This is a genomic window from Gordonia sp. 852002-51296_SCH5728562-b (genome assembly GCF_001665475.1).
GTDB classification, from domain to species: Bacteria; Actinomycetota; Actinomycetes; order Mycobacteriales; family Mycobacteriaceae; genus Gordonia; species Gordonia sputi.
On the sequence record NZ_LZMI01000084.1, the window covers coordinates 48,013 to 66,091 of the forward strand.

At 63.7% G+C, this 18,079-nt stretch carries 15 protein-coding genes; 10 read left to right on the forward strand and 5 right to left on the reverse strand.

The genetic code is table 11. From position 1 onward, the window contains the following. The first annotated feature begins 81 nt into the window (after positions 1-81). Positions 82-1,839 (forward strand): AMP-binding protein, encoded by a 1,758-nt coding sequence (locus A5766_RS15680; protein WP_064905348.1) that lies wholly within the window; start codon positions 82-84, stop codon positions 1,837-1,839. 107 nt (positions 1,840-1,946) lie between these two features. Here the strand turns inward: A5766_RS15680 and A5766_RS15685 are convergent, their stop codons facing one another. After that, positions 1,947-2,579: a pyridoxamine 5'-phosphate oxidase family protein gene (locus A5766_RS15685; RefSeq protein WP_442902962.1), complete on the reverse strand. Its 633-nt coding sequence runs from the start codon at positions 2,577-2,579 to the stop codon at positions 1,947-1,949. 260 nt (positions 2,580-2,839) lie between these two features. Here A5766_RS15685 and A5766_RS15690 point away from each other — a divergent pair, with 260 nt between their 5' ends. The 3 genes from A5766_RS15690 (at position 2,840) to A5766_RS15700 (ending at position 5,769) form a co-directional block, all read left to right on the forward strand. Then, positions 2,840-4,483 carry a DUF6777 domain-containing protein gene (locus A5766_RS15690; RefSeq protein WP_005205453.1) on the forward strand — a complete coding sequence of 548 codons (1,644 nt, stop codon included), beginning with the start codon at positions 2,840-2,842 and terminating at the stop codon, positions 4,481-4,483. 206 nt (positions 4,484-4,689) lie between these two features. Next, on the forward strand, positions 4,690-5,118 hold the full coding sequence (locus A5766_RS15695) for a hypothetical protein (protein WP_005205451.1): 429 nt from the start codon (positions 4,690-4,692) through the stop codon (positions 5,116-5,118). After that, positions 5,119-5,769, forward strand: a complete 651-nt coding sequence (locus tag A5766_RS15700) for a DUF3558 family protein (protein ID WP_039855383.1) — start codon at positions 5,119-5,121, stop codon at positions 5,767-5,769. Between the two features lie 68 nt (positions 5,770-5,837). Here the strand turns inward: A5766_RS15700 and A5766_RS15705 are convergent, their stop codons facing one another. After that, positions 5,838-7,367: a flavin-containing monooxygenase gene (locus A5766_RS15705; protein WP_064905324.1), complete on the reverse strand. Its 1,530-nt coding sequence runs from the start codon at positions 7,365-7,367 to the stop codon at positions 5,838-5,840. 143 nt (positions 7,368-7,510) lie between these two features. Between A5766_RS15705 and A5766_RS15710 the strand changes: the two genes are divergently transcribed. Continuing rightward, entirely contained in the window at positions 7,511-8,716 is a 1,206-nt protein-coding gene (locus tag A5766_RS15710) for a PucR family transcriptional regulator (protein WP_197501476.1), read from the forward strand. Between the two features lie 225 nt (positions 8,717-8,941). Here A5766_RS15710 and A5766_RS15715 read toward each other — a convergent pair whose 3' ends face one another. The 3 genes from A5766_RS15715 to A5766_RS15725 all read right to left on the reverse strand — a co-directional run bounded on the left by A5766_RS15715 (position 8,942) and on the right by A5766_RS15725 (position 11,995). Continuing rightward, a complete protein-coding gene (locus A5766_RS15715; protein WP_005205445.1) occupies positions 8,942-10,183 on the reverse strand; it encodes a fatty acid desaturase family protein in 1,242 nt (413 codons plus the stop codon). Between the two features lie 9 nt (positions 10,184-10,192). Further along, positions 10,193-11,305 (reverse strand): ferredoxin reductase, encoded by a 1,113-nt coding sequence (locus A5766_RS15720; RefSeq protein WP_064905328.1) that lies wholly within the window; start codon positions 11,303-11,305, stop codon positions 10,193-10,195. Between the two features lie 192 nt (positions 11,306-11,497). After that, complete coding sequence (locus tag A5766_RS15725) at positions 11,498-11,995, reverse strand: HNH endonuclease (protein WP_064905350.1); 498 nt, start codon at positions 11,993-11,995, stop codon at positions 11,498-11,500. Positions 11,996-12,303: 308 nt separating this feature from the next. Between A5766_RS15725 and A5766_RS15730 the strand changes: the two genes are divergently transcribed. The 5 genes from A5766_RS15730 (at position 12,304) to A5766_RS15750 (ending at position 17,823) form a co-directional block, all read left to right on the forward strand. Further along, the gene (locus A5766_RS15730; RefSeq protein ID WP_005206365.1) at positions 12,304-13,734 is read left to right on the forward strand and encodes a serine hydrolase domain-containing protein; all 1,431 of its coding nucleotides are present in this window, start codon (positions 12,304-12,306) and stop codon (positions 13,732-13,734) included. Between the two features lie 38 nt (positions 13,735-13,772). Further along, positions 13,773-14,954, forward strand: a complete 1,182-nt coding sequence (locus A5766_RS15735) for a sensor histidine kinase (RefSeq protein WP_005206363.1) — start codon at positions 13,773-13,775, stop codon at positions 14,952-14,954. Then, complete coding sequence (locus A5766_RS15740) at positions 14,951-15,592, forward strand: response regulator transcription factor (protein ID WP_005206361.1); 642 nt, start codon at positions 14,951-14,953, stop codon at positions 15,590-15,592. Before A5766_RS15735 ends, A5766_RS15740 begins: the two co-directional genes overlap by 4 nt. Positions 15,593-15,700: 108 nt before the next feature. Beyond that, complete coding sequence (locus A5766_RS15745) at positions 15,701-16,453, forward strand: ABC transporter ATP-binding protein (protein ID WP_064905331.1); 753 nt, start codon at positions 15,701-15,703, stop codon at positions 16,451-16,453. Further along, entirely contained in the window at positions 16,450-17,823 is a 1,374-nt protein-coding gene (locus A5766_RS15750; RefSeq protein ID WP_064905333.1) for an ABC transporter permease, read from the forward strand. The genes A5766_RS15745 and A5766_RS15750 overlap by 4 nt, the downstream gene beginning before the upstream one ends. Positions 17,824-18,079: the final 256 nt, after the last annotated feature.

Here is an 18,079-nt window from a genome sequence, read left to right on the forward strand (position 1 = left end):
GGGGTTCTGCCCATGCGACGTCACATTCGAGAATCACTTCTCGAATGTGATTCAGCTTACTCTGGCAGTAAAGGTGTGGATATGACACAGACGTCCTTGGCCGGCGACCGCGCGCGACGCGAGTCGATTCAGGCGCAGTTGACCCCGGCTGTCACCGCCGACCTCGACGCCTGGCTGGAGCTTTTCGGCTCACCCGACGCCAACGCGGCGTCGCTGCTGGTAGACCGCCACGATCCCGAAGCCGTCGCGTTCACCACGGTCTCGCTACGGGATTCTGCGCAGCCCGAGCAGCCCCCGCAGGCCAAGCAACCCCCGCACTCCACGCACGCCGAGCAGCCCCCGCTGATCGAGCAGGCCCCGCTGATCGAGCAACCCCCGCTGATCGAGCAACCCCCGCTGATCGAGCTTGTCGAGATCACCTACGGCCAGCTCGCAGCGGAGTCCCGACGCCTCGCCACCGCGCTCGCCGGTATGGGTGTCGAGCGCGGCGACCGTGTCGGCGTCCTCATGGGTAAGCGCACCGAGCTGGTCGTCTCGCTGCTGGCACTCGCCCGGCTCGGGGCCGTCTACATTCCGCTCTTCACCGCCTTCGCCACCCCCGCGATCGAGATGCGACTGCGGGCGGGCGGCGCCTCCATCGTGATCACCGAGCCGAGCCAGGCGTCGAAGCTCGACGACATCGACGGCCTCACGACGATCGTCGCGGGCGAGCAGTTCGACGCTCTGATCGCCGACAACGATCCCCTCGACCACTCCGTCTCCGTCGGCGGTGACGGCACGCTGATCCTGCTGTTCACCAGCGGCACGACAGGTGCGCCCAAGGGCGTGCCCGTTCCGCTGCGCGCGTTGGCGTCGTTCTCCTGCTACATGCGCTACGGACTCGACGTCGCTGACACCGACGTCTTCTGGAACGCCGCCGACCCCGGCTGGGCCTACGGCCTGTACTACGGAATCCTCGGTCCGATGGCGATCGGGCGGCCAAATGTGTTGCTGCAGGCGGGCTTCACCCCGGAGGTCACCGCCACCGTGCTCACCGAACTCGGCGTCACGAACTTCGCCGCCGCGCCCACCGTATACCGCTCATTGAGCAAGAACCCCGCGATCAACGGATTCTCGCTTCGTCGCGCATCCTCGGCGGGCGAGCCACTCACGCCCGATGTGATCACCTGGGCGAGAACATCTCTCGGCACCGAAGTCCGCGACCACTACGGCCAGACCGAGCACGGCATGTTCATCAACAATCACTGGGCCGACGACCTGCGTCGACCACTGATCCCCGGCTCGATGGGGCAGCCGATGCCCGGATTCGCTGCAGGAATCGTCGGCGACGCCGGCGCACCGGTCAGCGAACCCAACGTCACGGGTCAGATCGCGATCGACGTCCCCGCCAGCATCGGCTACTGGTTCGCCGGGTACCTCGACGCCCCGGAGAAGACCGCATCGCGCTACACCGAGGACGGCCGTTGGTACCTCACCGGCGACACAGGGCACCTCGACGCCGACGGCAATTTCTTCTTCAGCTCCCGCGACGACGACGTCATCATCATGGCCGGGTATCGCATCGGCCCGTTCGACGTCGAGAGCGTCCTGATCACCCACCCGTCGGTTATCGACGTCGCGGTTGTCGGCCGGCCCGACGACCTGCGCGGTGAGGTACTCGAGGCGTTCGTCGTGCTCGCCGACGGCGTCAGCGGCGACGACGCTTTGGAGACCGAGCTGCAGCAGTTGGTCAAGACCGGCTTCGCCGCGCATGCCTACCCACGCACGGTGCACTTCGTCGACGCACTGCCGAAGACGCCGAGCGGAAAGATCCAGCGGTTCGTCCTGCGTCAGCGCTGACAGGCCGCCACCTTCCCCGCTAGTCGGGCAGGCACCCTTTTCCCGCTGGTCGAGCGGGCGCGAGCGCAGCGAGCACCCGAGTCGAGACCACCCCGCCCGACGCTGTCTCACCCCACCAGCGCGCGCACCGACGCCGGGATCGCGCCGGGGTCGCCGGTGTAGGTGATCGGGTCGTCGAACACCGTGCGCACGGGCACCACTCCGGTCCATGCGTCGGTGTCGGCGCCGGGTCCGCCAGTCCGCGCCTTGGCAATCCACTCGCCGTCGACGATCGGCAGTCGCAACGCGGTCGTCGCGGCGAGTTCCTTACGTGTGGTCGTTGGTGTTTCGGCCACGCGACCGGGAATCAGCTTGTCGCTCAGCGCATCCAATACTTCGGCTGGAACTTCTGCGTTTCGTGCCGCACCACGCACCACCGCCGACCGATAGTTGGCGGAATGGTCGAACAGCGTCTCGGCCACCACGATTCCGTCGAGCAGAAACACACTGAACGCGACCGGAGAACCGGACCCCACCTGTCGCAGTGCGCCTGCGCCGGTGGAGCCGTGCAGGATGATGTCGTCGCCGACACGTGCGAACAACATCGGCACCGACCAGGGCCACCCGTCGACGACGGTCGAGAGCGTTCCGACCTGTGCCGTGTCGAGAATGTCGTCGAGCAATGCGCGATCGCCTTGACGCTCGGGTTTGCGGGTCAACGTCGTCAACGCATCGGGCTGGGTGTCAGGGGCTGTAGACATACCGACCATCGTTCGCGACGACCGCCGTCGGCGCCACTCGTTTACGGAGACCCACCGTCGCTATCGAGTTCGACGCTTCTTGCACAATGACGTGGTCTGGTCGGTGTAGTCCGAACATGTGAGTTCTTGGGCCGAACGGGTGAATTTACGATCAAACAGTTGCCCTGCGATTCAGACATTTCGATACTGATGCCTGTCTGACATCGGTCGCGGGAACCGGTGATGCGCGCTTACACGTCTGCACACCAGGAGAGTATCCATTGTCTTACCCCCCTTCCGGAACCTTCGGCGCTCCGGCGATGCCACCCACCGGGCCGTTCCAGCCGATGCGGGACCAACAGAAGCGACGCAATCGCACCATCGCTCTGGTCGCGATCGTCGTGGTGTTCGCGTTGGTTCTGGCCACTGTTCTCGTTCTTGTGTTGCGAGGCAAGGACGGCGGCCTTCGCATACCCGGCCTCAGCCTCCTGACATCCGGTGAGGCGGGCCCAGATCCGTTCGGGCCCAACGTCGCACTGACCAACAAGGAGCTGCCGAGCAATATCAAGCTCGCGCGGAGCTCGGGCGCTCCGGACAATGGCGCTCGCGTGGTCTCCGGCACTCAGCCCGGCCTGTACGCGGGTGGCGATTCGACCTGCGACACAGCAGCTCTCGGAAACTACCTGTCCAACAACCCGAGCCAAGCCCGTGCCTGGGCCAGCGTCTTCGGCATCGACACCGCCTCGATTCCCTATTACCTCAACACGCTCACCCCGGTCGTGTTGACCGCCGACACGTGGGTGACCAATCACTCGTACCAGGGTGGCAGCGCCTACGCGTTCCAGTCGGTATTGCAATCCGGCACAGCGGTTCTCGTCGACGGCGCGGGTGTCCCACGTGTGCGATGCGCGTGCGGCAATCCGCTTGCACCGCCGGCGTCGACGCCCCTCGGCGGCTATCGCCTGAGCGGACATCCCTGGCACGACTACCACTCGCATGAGGTCACTCGGATCGCCTACAACAACCAGAACGTCACCGTCGTCAACAACACGACGACCGTGATCAATCAGGCGCCGCAGAACACAGCAACCCCAGCGGCGGCGGTACTCACGCTGCTCAACCTGGCCAATGGACAGCAATTCGAACGTCCGGTCGGCGGAATCATCGACGTGAGTGGTCTTCCGCCGCTTGCGACCGCCTTGCCGACTCCTGCCGCGTTGAACACTCCGTTCGTCGCGAAGTCCGACGAGGCGGCAGCCGAAAACGGGCTGGCGCGGGCCGGCAGCACCGAAGCCGCCGCAGAAGTTGCCCAGCGTGCGGAGTCGAATGGTGGTGTGCCGGAAGGTGCACCCGACTCTTCGGCCGCATCGGAGCAACAGCAGAACGTTGCAGCGTCGGAGACTCCTGGCGCATCCGCAGCGGAGTCGACATCGTCTGAATCGTCGAGTGCCAGCTCATCGAGCAGCGCCGCACCCAGCCCGACGCAGTTCTCCGGAACGGGAGATGCCATCGGCAGCTTTACGTTCCGCGTCGATGATCGCAGCGTGAGCTGCCAGGCACCGACGTCCGCGTCGACCGGCACGATCGACCTCACCTGCAGCGACAACGTCGCACGCACGGTGTCCTCATCGTCGCTGGAGAAATCATCGGTCACCTCATCGACCGACTCGACGACTCAGGTCTGGAAGCTCGGCCTGACCGAGAACTCATCGTCATCGGTGTCGGTCGACGTCGAATCGGCGACCTGGCGCACAGTCGAAACGTCGAGCACCACCACGACGACAACGACGATCGAAACGACCACTCCGGAAACGACAACGGAGACAACCACTCCGGAGACGACGACACCGGAGACGACGATGGAAACCACAACTCCGGAAGAAACGACGACAACAACCACGACGACGGAAGTTCCTACGAGCTGACACACCGCACGGAGAGATCCCCTTCGGAGGCAACCCGCCCTCGGAGGGGATTCTTCTTTGCGACGGGGACGAGGGTCGACGTCGGGCTTCGTGGCAGGCCGCCATGAGCTCATCCACAGCCTGACAATTCCGACACACAGACCACCTACTGTCATGGTTAACTGTCTTGGCGCTTGCGCGACAGTCTGCTGCGAGGGGGTAAGGACATGACCGACTTCTTCACCATGCCCGGTGGAGTTGTGAACCTGCAGTCCGAGGACGGGATCGCGAACCTCGACGGCAAAGAACGCAGCTCGATGACGTACGTCCAACCACCTGGCAACACCACGGACGACGGCGGCACCGTCCGCTTCAACACCATCGACTGGGAGCGACGCGCCAAGGTCGCCGCCGACGGGGCGGCGGGGTTGGAGGAGGCACTCGCCCAGTTAAAGTCTGTTGCAAGGACTAACCATTTCGGAGAACTCGTAGAAGGACGCGAAGTTCACGCTCGACTCACCGCTCTAGTTGGCTCCTGGCGAACGACCCTGCAGGAACAAATTGGTGACCTGACTTCACTCGCACAAGCCTGCCGATCGGCAGGCGCAGAACTGGCTGATGCGGACTCTTCCACCGCAGACGGCATGCGGTCATAGATGAGTTCTGCGTTCAGTTCGGGGGTCACAAAAACCCTGCTGCTTTCGGCATGCTTATTCACACTCAGCTCGTGCTACAGCGTTGATGGCCAGCCGAGGGCCGAATTCTCACCTACCTCTTCGATCGGAGCGACGCCTTCAACGAACACTATCCGGCAGACCGATGACCATGGGCGCTCCCTTCCCTTCAGTACCAAGTTTCCGCGCAGATGGAGTAACGGGAATGATGGAACTACGTACGAACCTTGCACCGCAGCGACCGAGTCAATACTAATCGCCAATAGCCTTGACCCACGCTCCGCGCGGGACGCTGCCGCCGCTGATCATCAAACCGCACGGGGCTGCATGTGGTCACTGAGTGATCGAAACCTCGCTTCTCTCTCTCAGTTTGTCGGCAACCAACCCGACCTTGATACGTACAAGCAGATGAACGCACAGTTCGTCACTTGGAGAGCGGACATTTCGATGTCTGGCCGTCGTGTGGCAGTGTCCACGACCCCATCCATCCCGGAGTGCACAACCTTTGTTCGCTCTGGTGACGCAATCGTTGTTACCGACCTCTCCATCTCCATTGACGCTCCGCCCATCAACGAAATCTGCGACAAGGCAATCGCTTTCACGCGCGCGACTATCGATCAGATGCCCGAATAGACGAGACACCCACAGCGCAGGCGCGAGAGCCCCCTCGGACTCCCGCGCCTGCGCCATAAGAAGATTGGTCAGCCGACGGCAGACTCCACGCGCTCGGAGCCCTCGGACGAGACGACACCAGCCGGCGAGGCAGCCCTCTTGAACCGCAGGTTCTCGAAGTCCGCGACGTCAGCGCCCAGGGCCTTGCGGTCCTTGTAGAAGCTCATCGACATCTTCCACGGCTCCTCAGCACCCTGGCGCGGCAGTTGGTCCTCGACACGCTTGATGTAGCCGGCTCCGAAGTCCAGCGCAGGGCGAGTCTCCATGTTCGGGTCCACTACAGGCGCCACCTCGCGGTACCCACGCGCATCCATGTACGCCATGAGCCTGCACCAGTACTCGCCGATCAGACCGATCTTCAACGTCCACGACGAGTTCGTATACCCAACGGCGAGTGCGAGATTCGGAACACCACTCAGCATCATGCCGCGGTAGATGACGTGGTCACGCAGCACCACGGGCTCGCCGTCGAGCGACAATTCCATCCCACCGAAAAGTCGTACGTTCAAACCCGTTGCGGTCACGACGATGTCGGCTTCGAGTTCGGTACCGCTTTCGAGCAGGAGGCCTTTCTCGGTGAACGACTTGATTCGATCGGTGACCACCGACGCCTTGCCCGAGCGAATCGTCTTGAACAGGTCGGCATCCGGGACCGCACACAACCGCTGATCCCACGGGTTGTACGGCGGATTGAAGTGCGTGTCGACGTCGTATCCGTCGGGCAGCAGAACCTGGTTAACCTTGCGGATCACCTTGCGCGACGTCTTCGGAAATCGTTGTGCCGCTTCGTACAACACACGCTGCTGCAGAATGTTCTTCCACCGCGCAACGGCATAGCCGCGCTCGTCGCCGAGGATGCGTCGCGCCACGTTGGCAAACGGGTCGTGCTTGGGCAGCGGCAGGATGTAGGTGGGCGTGCGCTGGAGCATCGTGATGTGCTCGGTCTCGTTCGCCATCGCGGGGAGGAGCGTGACAGCCGTTGCGCCACTTCCGATCACGACGACTTTCTTGCCCTTGTAGTCGAGATCTTCCGGCCAGTGCTGCGGATGCACGACCTGCCCGGTGAACCGCTCGCGACCCTCGAAGTGGGGTGTGAATCCCTCGTCGTAGTTGTAGTAGCCCGACCCGCAGTACACCCAACGAGCCTTCAGCTGGATGTGTTCACCGGTGTCGAGGCGATCGACCTCGGCCGTCCACAACTGCTCATTCGACGACCAGTTCAACGCGGTTACCTTGTGCTGCAAGCGCAGGTGCTCGTTGATCTTGTCCTCGTCAACGGCCTCGCGCAGGTACTGCATGATGCGGTCGGCGTCGGCGATCGACTGCTTGTCGACCCACGGCTTGAACTCGAATCCAAAGGTATGCAGGTCACTGTCAGAACGGATACCCGGATACCGGAACAGGTCCCAGGTGCCACCGATCGACTCGCGGCCCTCGAGAAGCGCGTAGGTCTTCTGCGGCATCTCCTTGGTCACATAGTGAGCGGCCCCGATACCGGAGACACCCGCCCCGACGATCAGAACGTCCAACGTTTCGACAGGTGTGGCTGTTGTGGGCACCTGCGCCTCCTTAGGTTTGCTCGACTTCCCGCACGGCAAATATGACACCATACGTTGTTACATTCCAGAGTGCGTCACACCTCGCCGCCGCACCAGGTGCCAAGTGCCCACGATGAAGGTCGCGCAAGGTGCATACTGTTCGGATGTCCGATGAGTGGCCATACGTATCCCCCGAGATCAAGAGCTTGATCCGACGCGGCGCCGAACTCATCCTGGACCCGCCCGAGGAGTGGATCGAAGCCATCCACGACGCTTCACTGGGTGGTATGCGCATGAAGGCCATCGCCGACGACCCTGTGCTCGCCGAGGGAACGCGACGCACCAACCTCGCGAACACCCTGCGCTGGGCGAGGAGCAACGTTATCCATCCCGGCGAACGCGTACCCGCCGAGATCAGCCCCGACATCCTCACCACCGCTCGCGACCTCGTCCGGCGCGGCCTCGATGAATCAGCGCTCGACGCCTTCCGCACCGCACAAAGCGTCGCATGGCGGCTGTGGATGCAGGTCTGCTTCACCCTCACCGACGACCCACAACAACTGCGCGAACTCCTCGACATCACACTCGTTTCCATCTCGACTTACATCGACGACACTGTCGAGGCCACGAGCAACAGGATGCGCAGCGAACGCGGCGAACTCACCCGCGGCACCCACGCGCAGCGTCGAGAAGCGGTTGCCCTGCTACTCGAGGGCGCACCCATCCCCATTGACCGCGCCGAAACCCAACTCGGCTACCGACTCCTCGGCCCGCACACCGCGTTGGTCCTGTGGAGCACACATCCCGAACAGGCCGCAAAACTCGAATCTGCCGCCGACACGCTCGCCGCCTCGGCCGGGTGCGCCAACCGACTCACCGTCGTGGCCAGCGCCGCGTCGCTGTGGATGTGGCTGCCTACCGATGAGACACACATCGCGCGTGTTTCGCCATCCCCGCTGATCGACGTCGCCGTCGGCAGAACGGGTGACGGTGTCGACGGCTTTCGCAACAGCCACTTCCAAGCGCTCGCGACCCAGCGCATCGTCGCGCAGCTAGGCGGCTCGCACGGATTCGTGAGGTACGACGACGTCCGGCTGGTCTCGCTGCTGATGTCGTCCGCCGAGGACACCGCGGCATTCGTCGACGACACTCTCGGCGAGTTCGCACATGCCGAGTCAGCTCTACTCGACACAGTACGAACTTGGATCAAGCTGCAGTGCAACACCTCTCGCACCGCAGAAGCGCTCTATACGCATCGCAACACCGTGATTCGACGCCTCGCCCGCGCCGACGAGCTACTGCCCCGTCCGCTCGACGAGAGCCTGCTCGACGTCGGCGTCGCGCTGGAGGTGCTGCGCTGGCGGGGGTGATCTCGACAAGCTCGATCAGCGGCGGGCAAGCTCGATCACCCACCGCTGGTTGAGTGGACGACGAGCGCAGCGGGCACCCACCGCTGGTTGAGCAGGCCGCGAGCGGAGCGAGCAGCCGTGTCGAAACCACCCCAGCGAGGAGGTGGTCTCGACAAGCTCGACCCGACGGATCTCGACAAGCTCGATCAGCGGCGGGCAAGCTCGATCAGCGGTAGGCAAGCTCGATCAGCGGTTGACAGCCACCCGCGACGACCGCAGCTCCCGCAGGGCCGAGCGCAGCCCGCGCCTGCGGCCGGTCTGCGGGTCGACGCCGAAGTGAGTCTTGGTCCCCTCAATGATGTTGAACCGCAACTCCGATGCCGTCTCCGGCGCGTCGTCGGCGCTGGCTTTCAGCATCGCGTTGGGCAGCGACAGCTTGGCAATTGTGCGAAACGTCAACCAGTACTGATGCTGCAACGAACCCGTCGTGTACGGCAGGTCGTACTTGTCGCACAGTTCGCGCACGCGGACCGCGATCTCCTCGTACCTGTTGCTCGGCAGATCCGGGAAGAGGTGGTGCTCGATCTGATGACTGAGGTTGCCGCTCATGAAGCGCATCAGCGGGCCTGCGCGAAAGTTGGCTGATCCCAACATCTGTCGCAGGTACCAGCGGGGCTGATCTTCTTCCTCATACTCCTCGACAGTGAATTTCTCGGCCCCATCGGGGAAATGACCACAGAAGATCACTGCGTACGACCAGTAGTTGCGAATGAAGTTCGCAGTCGCGTTGGCGGTCAGCGTGGTGAACCAGTTCGGTCCGGCGAGCGCGGGGAAGATCAGGTAGTCCTTGGCGGCCTGCTTCCCGACCTTCCGCCCGATGACCCGAAGGTCCTTCAGCGCAGCGCGATACGACTTCTGGCCGGTACGAAGCTTCTCCGCCTCGAGGTGGTGCAGCGCCACGCCCCACTCGAAAAACGTTGCGAGAAGGAAGTTGTAGGCCGGATTTCCGACGTTCCACCATTCCCACGGCTGGTCACGCGTGACACGGAGGATGCCATAGCCCACGTCGTCGTCCATGCCGACGATGTTCGTGTACTTGTGGTGCACAAAATTGTGCGAATGCTTCCACTGCACGCTCGGACAGGTGGTGTCCCACTCCCACGACGACGAGTGGATCTCGGGATCGTTCATCCAATCCCACTGCCCGTGCATCACGTTGTGGCCGAGTTCCATGTTCTCGACGATCTTGGCGACGCCGAGCATCCCGGTCCCGAGAATCCATGCGGGCTTGCGGTTGCTGAACATGAGCACCACGCGCCCGCCCGCGGCGAGCGCACGCTGAAATGCGATGGTGCGTCGAATGTATTTCGCGTCGGCGACCCCCCGCGATTCCTCGATGTCACGTCTGATCGCGTCGAGTTCGGCACCTAGTGCCTCGACGTCGGCTTCGGTGAGATGGGCGTACCGATCGATGTCGGTGATGGCCATAGAGCCTCCCTACAGGTCTAGCGTGCATTCACCCGACACGGTCGAGACGCATGTCTGGATGCGGTCACCTTCGCGTCGTTCGTCGCCATTGCGCAGATCCCGGACGTAGCCGGCTGCAAGCGGAACAACGCAGGTCTGGCAGATACCCATTCGACATCCGAAGGGCATCTGGATTCCCAACTCCTCGCCGGCTTCAAGGAGTGTGGTGGCACCGTCGATCTCTGCCGACTTACCCGACTTCGCGAACGTCACGGTGCCACCCTCACCACCGACGTCGGTGCGTGCGATGGCGAAGCGTTCGATGTGCAACTGATCCGACAGTTCGTTCGCGCGGTACACATCTTCGATGTCGTCGAGGAACTCAATGGGTCCACACGCCCAGCACGACCGCTCACGCCAATCCGGAACGGCGGCGTCGAGCTGGGTGACGTCGAATCGGCCATCCTCCGAACTGAGGCGCAGATCCAGTGTGTAACTAGGTGTTTCGACGTCGAGCTGTTCGAGTTCGTCGAGGAAGATCACTGAGTCGCGGCTCGGTGCGGCGTGGACGTGGATGATGTCGGGCGTCTGATCGCGGTGTTTCATTGCGCGGAGCATGGCGATCACCGGCGTGATTCCGCTGCCCGCGGTCAAGAAGAGCACGGCGTCGGGAACCGGCTCCGGCAGATCGAAGTCGCCCTTCGGCGCGGCGAGGCGGATAATCGTGCCCGGCGCGACGCCGTCGACGAGGTGCGTCGACAGGAAGCCGTCGGGGTTTGCCTTGACGGTGATGGAGATCGTTTTGTCGTCGTTGCTGCCGAAGGATGTCAGCGAATACGACCGCCAATGCCAGCGTCCGTCGACGTCGAGGCCGATGCCGACGTACTGCCCTGGCCGATAGCTCTCGGGAAATCCCCACCCCGTGCGGATCACCACCGTCGCGCTGTCGGCAGTCTCCTTGACCACGTCTTCGACGCGTCCACGCAATTCGCGGGCGCTCCACAGCGGATTGATCAGATGTAGATAATCGTCGGGTAGCAGAGGGGTCGTCGCTCGCGCGATCAGGCCTCGCAGGATGTTGACCTCTGGGCGCGTCGCGTCGACGTCGGCCGCAGGCCGCTTACTCCACTTGAGAAGATTCACCAGCCTCCCTCCGGTAGCTCGTAGTGAACGAGTGTACACACAGCTGGTGATGGGCGTCACAGATGCTTTGCAGGCCGCCGCCCACGGGTGTCCAGTGATCGATAACCCGCAGAATCAGACCCGCGCAGTCGTCCGGGAACGTGACCCATGTGGTTGCGCCGTGGCGGATTCATCGGTGATCCGCCACGGCAACTACCCCGTCTTCGGCCGCAGCGTGAACAGTTCCCAGACCTCTTTTTGGTCCTGCGCCCACGGGTCATAGACGAAAGGTGCGTGCCTCACCGCCATGCCCGCCTGCCGCGGAGTGCGATTGGCTTTGAAACCGTTGCAGGATTTGCACGCCGCCACCTGGTTACCGAAGGTGCTCTTGCCGCCCTTGGACACCGGCACAATGTGGTCGACGGTGTCGGCAGGGCCGTCGCAATAGGCGCAAATCCACTGGTCACGGCGCAAAATGGTCGCTGTAGACGCATAGGAGTCCATCGACTTGCCCGCATAAGGTCGGTAGGCGTTGCGTTTGATGGCCACCACTTTGTGAATGGGTAGGGTCACCGTGGGTGAATGTACGACGCGCACAACCGGCGTGCCCTCGACGTTGCGCGCGACTTCGGTGGTCAGCAACACGGCCGCACGACGCCAGGTCACACGCGCCAGGATCTGCAACCCGGCGTTGGTGACGAAGATTGTCATGGCAGTCCTCCGATGCCGTATGCGCTCGGACGTGGCGCGATCCACGCTAATGGCAATACGTCGATCTCGCGAGGCCATTTGTTCTGTGGCGGCGAAATACTGTCCGACGTTCACTTCGACGACATATTCGGGCAGACCTCCACAGTGGCGGCACACGCTTACTTCGCGGTGTGCAGTGTGGCCACCCGGCGGGCCGATCTGCACAAGATTTCGACGGCATCGCCTTCCATTTTCCGAAGGCGACACCACGGCATCCGACGCGTGCCACGCTGCACGTCAGTAGTTCTCACAATCAGGGGGTCAGCGCAGTGTCCGAGCATCCAGCTCACCGGTTTCTCACGCGTATCCCGCAGCGAATTCTGCTGACCTGTGCAGCACTGATCGCACTTGTGGCACCGGTGGCGCTGACCACTGTGCCCACCGCCACCGCCGCGCCGAGCCAAGCGCGGTGCGCCCTTCCGCAGGGTTCCGCGGCACCCGACTCCGCCACGCCGTCGAGCGTCGGAATCGACAAGGCAAAGCTCGACGACGCCATCGCATTCGCGGCGTCGAGAATGCGTACGCATATCGAGGTCTATCGCAACAACTGTCTGATCGGAAACGGACCGCTGAACGCCGTGACCGGAAACATTCCGTGGAATCTGTTCAGTTCGACCAAGAGTGTCATCTCGATGCTCGCCGGTGTCGCCTATACGCAGGGGCGACTAGATCTCGGAGCGTCGATCGAGAAATATCTCCCCGCAGGGACAGTCGATCGTTCACATGCAGCGATCACCGTGCGCGACCTGCTGACCCAATCGTCTGGCCTGCGCCAGTCGATCGTCAGCGAAGCACTGACTGCGGGACTCGACGTCGATCCGGATATCGCGAAAGAAGCTCTCGCGCTGCCTGTTCAGCACAAGCCGGGAACGTTCTTCGAATACACGCAGCACGGACCCGACCTCCTTGCGTACGTCGTGCAGCGCGCCGTCGGAGAAGATCTGCAGGAGTTCGCGCAGCGAACACTGTTCGGGCCCTTGGGAATCAAGCAACACGACTACTACTGGGCGCGCGATCGGTCCGGCCACACCTACGGATACGCCTTCTTGTTTATGCCTCCGACGGACTATTCACGCCTCGGGTTGCTGATGCTCAACGACGGGGTCTGGGGCGGCCGACGAATCATCAGTTCCGACTACATCCGCCAGGCTCACACGCCCTCTGCGTCGAATCGGTGCTACGGATATCTGTTCTGGGTCAACGACTCTCCCTGTACCGGGCCATCGTTCCCGTCCCGACAGACGATTCAGCAGGCGCCTCTGGCCGGGTTGCCGTCCGACGCCTACGCGATGGTCGGCTTCCTGCAGCAGAACAACTTCATCGTCCCCAGTCTCGGATTGTTGGTGAGCTGGAACGGGATTCTCGGCGACGTCTCGCCAGACCCGGGAACACTTCTCAGCGCCAGCCTCAACAGTGAGCTGTATCGCGAGTTCTTCCGCAAGCTCGTCGCTGCCTTCCGGACGCCGAGGATTCCCTACCCCGGACCGTACCGTCCGACGTTGAACCTCGACTTCGATCCGGTCCAGTTCGCCGACCCGAACATCGCGTTGGGCGCGTTGGGTTTCGGTCCGTACGCACCGTCGAATTGCACCGTTCTGCAATGCGGTTCGACGCCCTTGCGAGCGCCCCTGCAGGGCAACCCGGGCTGCTTTGCGATCACCTGCCTACCGGGGACACCTCAGTCACCCGGCAAGCGGTAGGCCTTCGGCGGCACCCCGCCGTCTGACACTCTGGACGCATGCGCGACCCGCTTTATGCCGGCGGCCTGACCCGTCGAAGCCTCATGCTCGACGTCGCCGTAGCCATGATCTTCGGTGCAATCGCGATCTGGCTGCACTTCGACCAGTCGACACCCGCGGGCATTGCCGCTGTGCTCGTGACCGTCGCGCTCGCTGTTCGACGACTCGCTCCGACGCTGATGATCGTGCTCGCGCTGGCATCCGCGGCGATTCAGGTGGCGACCGACCAGATCGCCGTGCTCGCCTCACTCGCCTACTTCCCGATCTTCGCAACGCTCGGCGGGCATCCGGACCGGCGAGTTCGACGTGGTTCACTCGCGGTGGCCGTGATCGGATCGCTCGTCGCCGGGTGGGAGTTCCCGCACGCCTACACGGTCGAGCCGTCCCTGCTCAACCGCGCGTTCACGACGTTCGTCGGATTCTGCCTGGCGGCGGTCGTGGTGATCGGCGGATGGACGTTCGGGTTCATCCGGTATCAGCGTCGTACGGTCGCGCAGGCAAAGGTTGCCGAGACCATCGCACAGCTGGAACGCAGACGCCTGCTCGATCTCTACGACGAACAGCGGGAACGCACACGTCTTGCGCGCGACATGCACGACGTCGTCGCGCACTCGTTGACCATCGTCGTCGCACAGGCTGAGGGTGCCCGCTACAGCATCGACACCGCACCCGACGTTGCACGGAACGCGTTGACCGTCATCGCCGACACCGCACGCGAATCACTCGGCGAGGTGCGCGGACTGCTCGCCCAACTCAACAACGACGACGCCGTCGCCGCCTCCCGCGCCGACCGCGAAACCCTGTACGAGCGAATGCGTACCGCAGGCATGACGATCGAGACGCGCGAGATCGGCGACGAGGAGACCAGCGAGCCGGCCGTCGGACGCATGGCCCAGCGCGTCTTGACCGAAGCGCTCACCAACGCGCTCAAGTACGGCGACCTGGCCACCCCCGTCACCGTCGAGATCGACTGGACCGGGGGCTGCCACCTCACCGTGCGCAACGGGTTGACCGACACCCCGCTCTCCCCCGGTGGCGCAGGCCGCGGCATCATCGGCATGGCTGAACGCGCCGCGCTCGTCGGCGGAACGGCCCGCAGCACCGCAACCGAGGACACCTGGTTGGTCGAACTGCGTGTGCCCGCCACCTCCGACGTCGACTCGAAAGGAGTGTCGCGGTGATCCGAATCGCCCTCATCGACGACCAGCCCATGTTCCGCCAGGGCATCGCGATGATCGTCGACAGTCAGCCCGACATGGAGGTGGTCGGACACGATTCGTCGGCCCTCTCGCTCTTGGATTTCGTGCGCACTACGCGACCCGACGTCGTCCTGATGGATGTGCGCATGCCGGGCATCGACGGCATCACCGCGACCGCCGACCTCGTCAGCGCACTCGGCGACGACGCTCCGCGCGTGCTGGTACTCACCACGTTCGACGCCGACGAGGCCGCGGCATCGGCCATCACCGCAGGGGCCAGTGGATTTCTCCTCAAGGACGCGCAGCCCGACTTCCTGCTCGCCTCGATCAGAGCCGTCGCCAATGGCAGTCAGGTGGTAGCGGCGTCGGCGACACGACGGTTGTTCGAGCAAACCCGCACGCGGGCAGGCGACCCCGGACCCGAGTACGACCGTCTGACCCCACGCGAACGCGAGATACTCGTGCGCGCCGCACAGGGACTCTCCAACGCTGAGATCGCCGACGCCGAGGTACTCTCGGAAGCCACTGTGAAAACCCATGTTTCGCGCATTCTTGCCAAGCTGGGACTGCGCGACAGGGTGCAGCTCGTCGTGTACGCATACGACCACGGGTTGGTCTGACCGCCAGCACGTACATCTCGAGATGTACGCGACGTCATCCGAGCGGTCGAGCCGATTTCATCGTCATGGCTGACGACTGGAGACATCGATTTCCCTAGCGTTATCTGCATGACGAATGAACCAGCATCTGTGGTGCTACGCAACGTATTCCGAAGCTACGGTGATTCGAGCCAGCCGATCCATGCGCTACGCGACGTGTCGCTCGATCTGCGACGTCGCGAGTTCACGGCAATAATGGGCCCGTCAGGATCGGGCAAATCGACGCTGATGAACGTCGTCGCGGGACTCGACGACATCACGTCGGGTGAGATCTGGGTCGACGGCAACCCCATCGGGTCGCTCGACGACGAAGCACGAACAATTCTGCGCCGCAAACACATCGGCTTCGTCTTCCAATCGTTCAACCTCATCCCGACGCTCACCGCCCAGGAGAACATCAACCTCCCGTTCGTACTCGCCGGGACACGACTCGACGCGCAGACGCGCTACTGGATCGCACACCTGGTGCGGTCGCTCGGCCTGGACGAACGCCTCGATCATCTACCCTCCGAGCTCTCCGGCGGTCAACAACAACGCGTCGCCATTGTGCGTGCGCTCGCGATGCGTCCGACGATCATCCTCGCCGACGAGCCGACAGGTGCACTCGACACACGTACCAGCCGAGAAGTGTTGGCGCTGTTGACCACTGCGGTGCGCGAGTACGGGCAGGGCATCGCGATGGTGACACACGATCCCGTCGCGGCGTCGTACGCCGACCGTGTGATCATGCTTGCCGATGGCCAGATCACCGGCGAGTACCGCGGCCTCGGTGCGCGTGAGATCTCCGATCTTCTCATCGGCTTGCAGGGGGTCTCGGCTTGAAGGCCACATCAGCGCGGCTGACCGTCGGATCGTTGCGCGAGTTGTCGACGGTCGGCATCGTCGCAGGTCTCGCCAGTGCCTACGGCACAACGCTTGTCGACGCTGCGAGCATGCTGTCGGTGCTGTCGGAGAAGAAGGGTGGTTCTGCTGGTGCGGCGCTCGCAGTGGTGGCTGCGGTCTTCATCGGCATCGCCCTGTTCGTCTCCGGGATCGTGATCAGCTCCGGTGTCGACACGGTCATCGCCAGTCGCCGAGCACAATTGAGGTTGCTGCGGCTGATCGGTGCGAGTGCACGCCAGTTGCGAGCGGGACTCACCAGGGCCGTCGTCACGGTCGCGGCCATCGGAGCCGTGATCGGCATCGTGTGCGCGACAGTGGTCATGACCATCGTTCGAGAAGTGCTCTTGCACAACGGAAAGCTACCCGAAGGCGACTACCCACTCCTTCCGCTGGGGGTGTTCGCGGCCGGTATCGCGGTGGTTCTGATCGCGGCTATCGCTGCGCGGGTGGGCACGCGGTCGACGCTCACTCGTGCCGCGGTGGCGGACGGCGCGAGGTCGAAGGTCGGTACGTTCCGGACGGTCGTTGCCTGCGGCGCAATCGTGTTCGGTGCGTTGTTGCTCGCACTCGCCTGCTACCTCGGAGAGTTCGGCAATCTCACCGGCTTCGCGGTTGCGTTCCTCGGTGCCGCGTCGGTATCGACGGGCGTGTTGATCGGCGCGCAACGCATTGTGCCGCAATTGGTCCGGTGGATGGGTGCCGCATTCGGTGCCAGCGCACCGTCGATCGTGGCACGCAAGAACGCCGTGTCTGATCCGCGACGGACGACCCGCTCCACGATCGGCCTCCTCGTCGGCGTGACGCTGGTGACCACCATCGCGTCGGGGATGAGCTCACTGACCAAGTCCGTCCACGGCTGGGACATGTCGGCCGCCGAGATGGCCGAGACCGAGCGTTCCCTGTCGGTTGTCACCGCGATTCTGCTTGCCATGATCGCCATCTCGGCGATTATCGCGGCAGTCGGCTTCGTGTCGACGATGTCGCTGACGGTGATCGGCCGCACGCGCGAGATCGGGATGTTGCGTGCCATGGGATTCACTGCGCGGCAGGTGCGCGCGATGGTTGTCCGCGAGTCGTTGGCGCTCAGTGGCACTGCGGTGATCGCCGGCCTGGTGCTCGGCATCATATTCGGCACCGTCGGCAGCCAGTCGCTCATCGGCAAGGCGACGTCGGGCATCCCCGTCGGACTGCCCTGGGGTGCGCTCGTCGCGATCATCGCAGGCACCGCCGTCGTCGTGATCGCCGCCTCGCTGCCGCCGAGCCGTCGGGCCGTGGCCGTCGCGCCTGTCGACGCGCTGGCTGTCGCGTGACGCCATTGGTCGAACTGTGCCTGCCGCCGGTCGAGCGGCGGTGCCACTGGTCGAGCTGCCCCACGCTGGTCAAACGGCCCCACGCTGGTCAAGCGGCCCCACGCTGGTCAAGCGGTCCCCACGCTGGTCGAGCGGCCCCCCGATGGTCGAGCTTGTCGAGACCACTAGGCCGCTCCCGCTTCCAGTCATTTCTGCGCGCACCCGGCCGCAAAAGCCCAGTTCGCTTACCAAGGCAGAGCGAAAAATGACTGGAAAC

Coding starts and splice junctions, on each gene's coding strand:
- A5766_RS15680 (WP_064905348.1), top strand. CDS start 82: ATGACACAGACGTCCTTGGCCGGCGACCGCGCGCGACGCGAGTCGATT.
- A5766_RS15695 (WP_005205451.1), top strand. CDS start 4,690: ATGACCGACTTCTTCACCATGCCCGGTGGAGTTGTGAACCTGCAGTCC.
- A5766_RS15735 (WP_005206363.1), top strand. CDS start 13,773: ATGCGCGACCCGCTTTATGCCGGCGGCCTGACCCGTCGAAGCCTCATG.
- A5766_RS15725 (WP_064905350.1), bottom strand. CDS start 11,995: ATGACAATCTTCGTCACCAACGCCGGGTTGCAGATCCTGGCGCGTGTG.
- A5766_RS15715 (WP_005205445.1), bottom strand. CDS start 10,183: ATGGCCATCACCGACATCGATCGGTACGCCCATCTCACCGAAGCCGAC.
- A5766_RS15685 (WP_442902962.1), bottom strand. CDS start 2,579: ATGTCTACAGCCCCTGACACCCAGCCCGATGCGTTGACGACGTTGACC.
- A5766_RS15710 (WP_197501476.1), top strand. CDS start 7,511: ATGTCCGATGAGTGGCCATACGTATCCCCCGAGATCAAGAGCTTGATC.
- A5766_RS15700 (WP_039855383.1), top strand. CDS start 5,119: ATGAGTTCTGCGTTCAGTTCGGGGGTCACAAAAACCCTGCTGCTTTCG.
- A5766_RS15745 (WP_064905331.1), top strand. CDS start 15,701: ATGACGAATGAACCAGCATCTGTGGTGCTACGCAACGTATTCCGAAGC.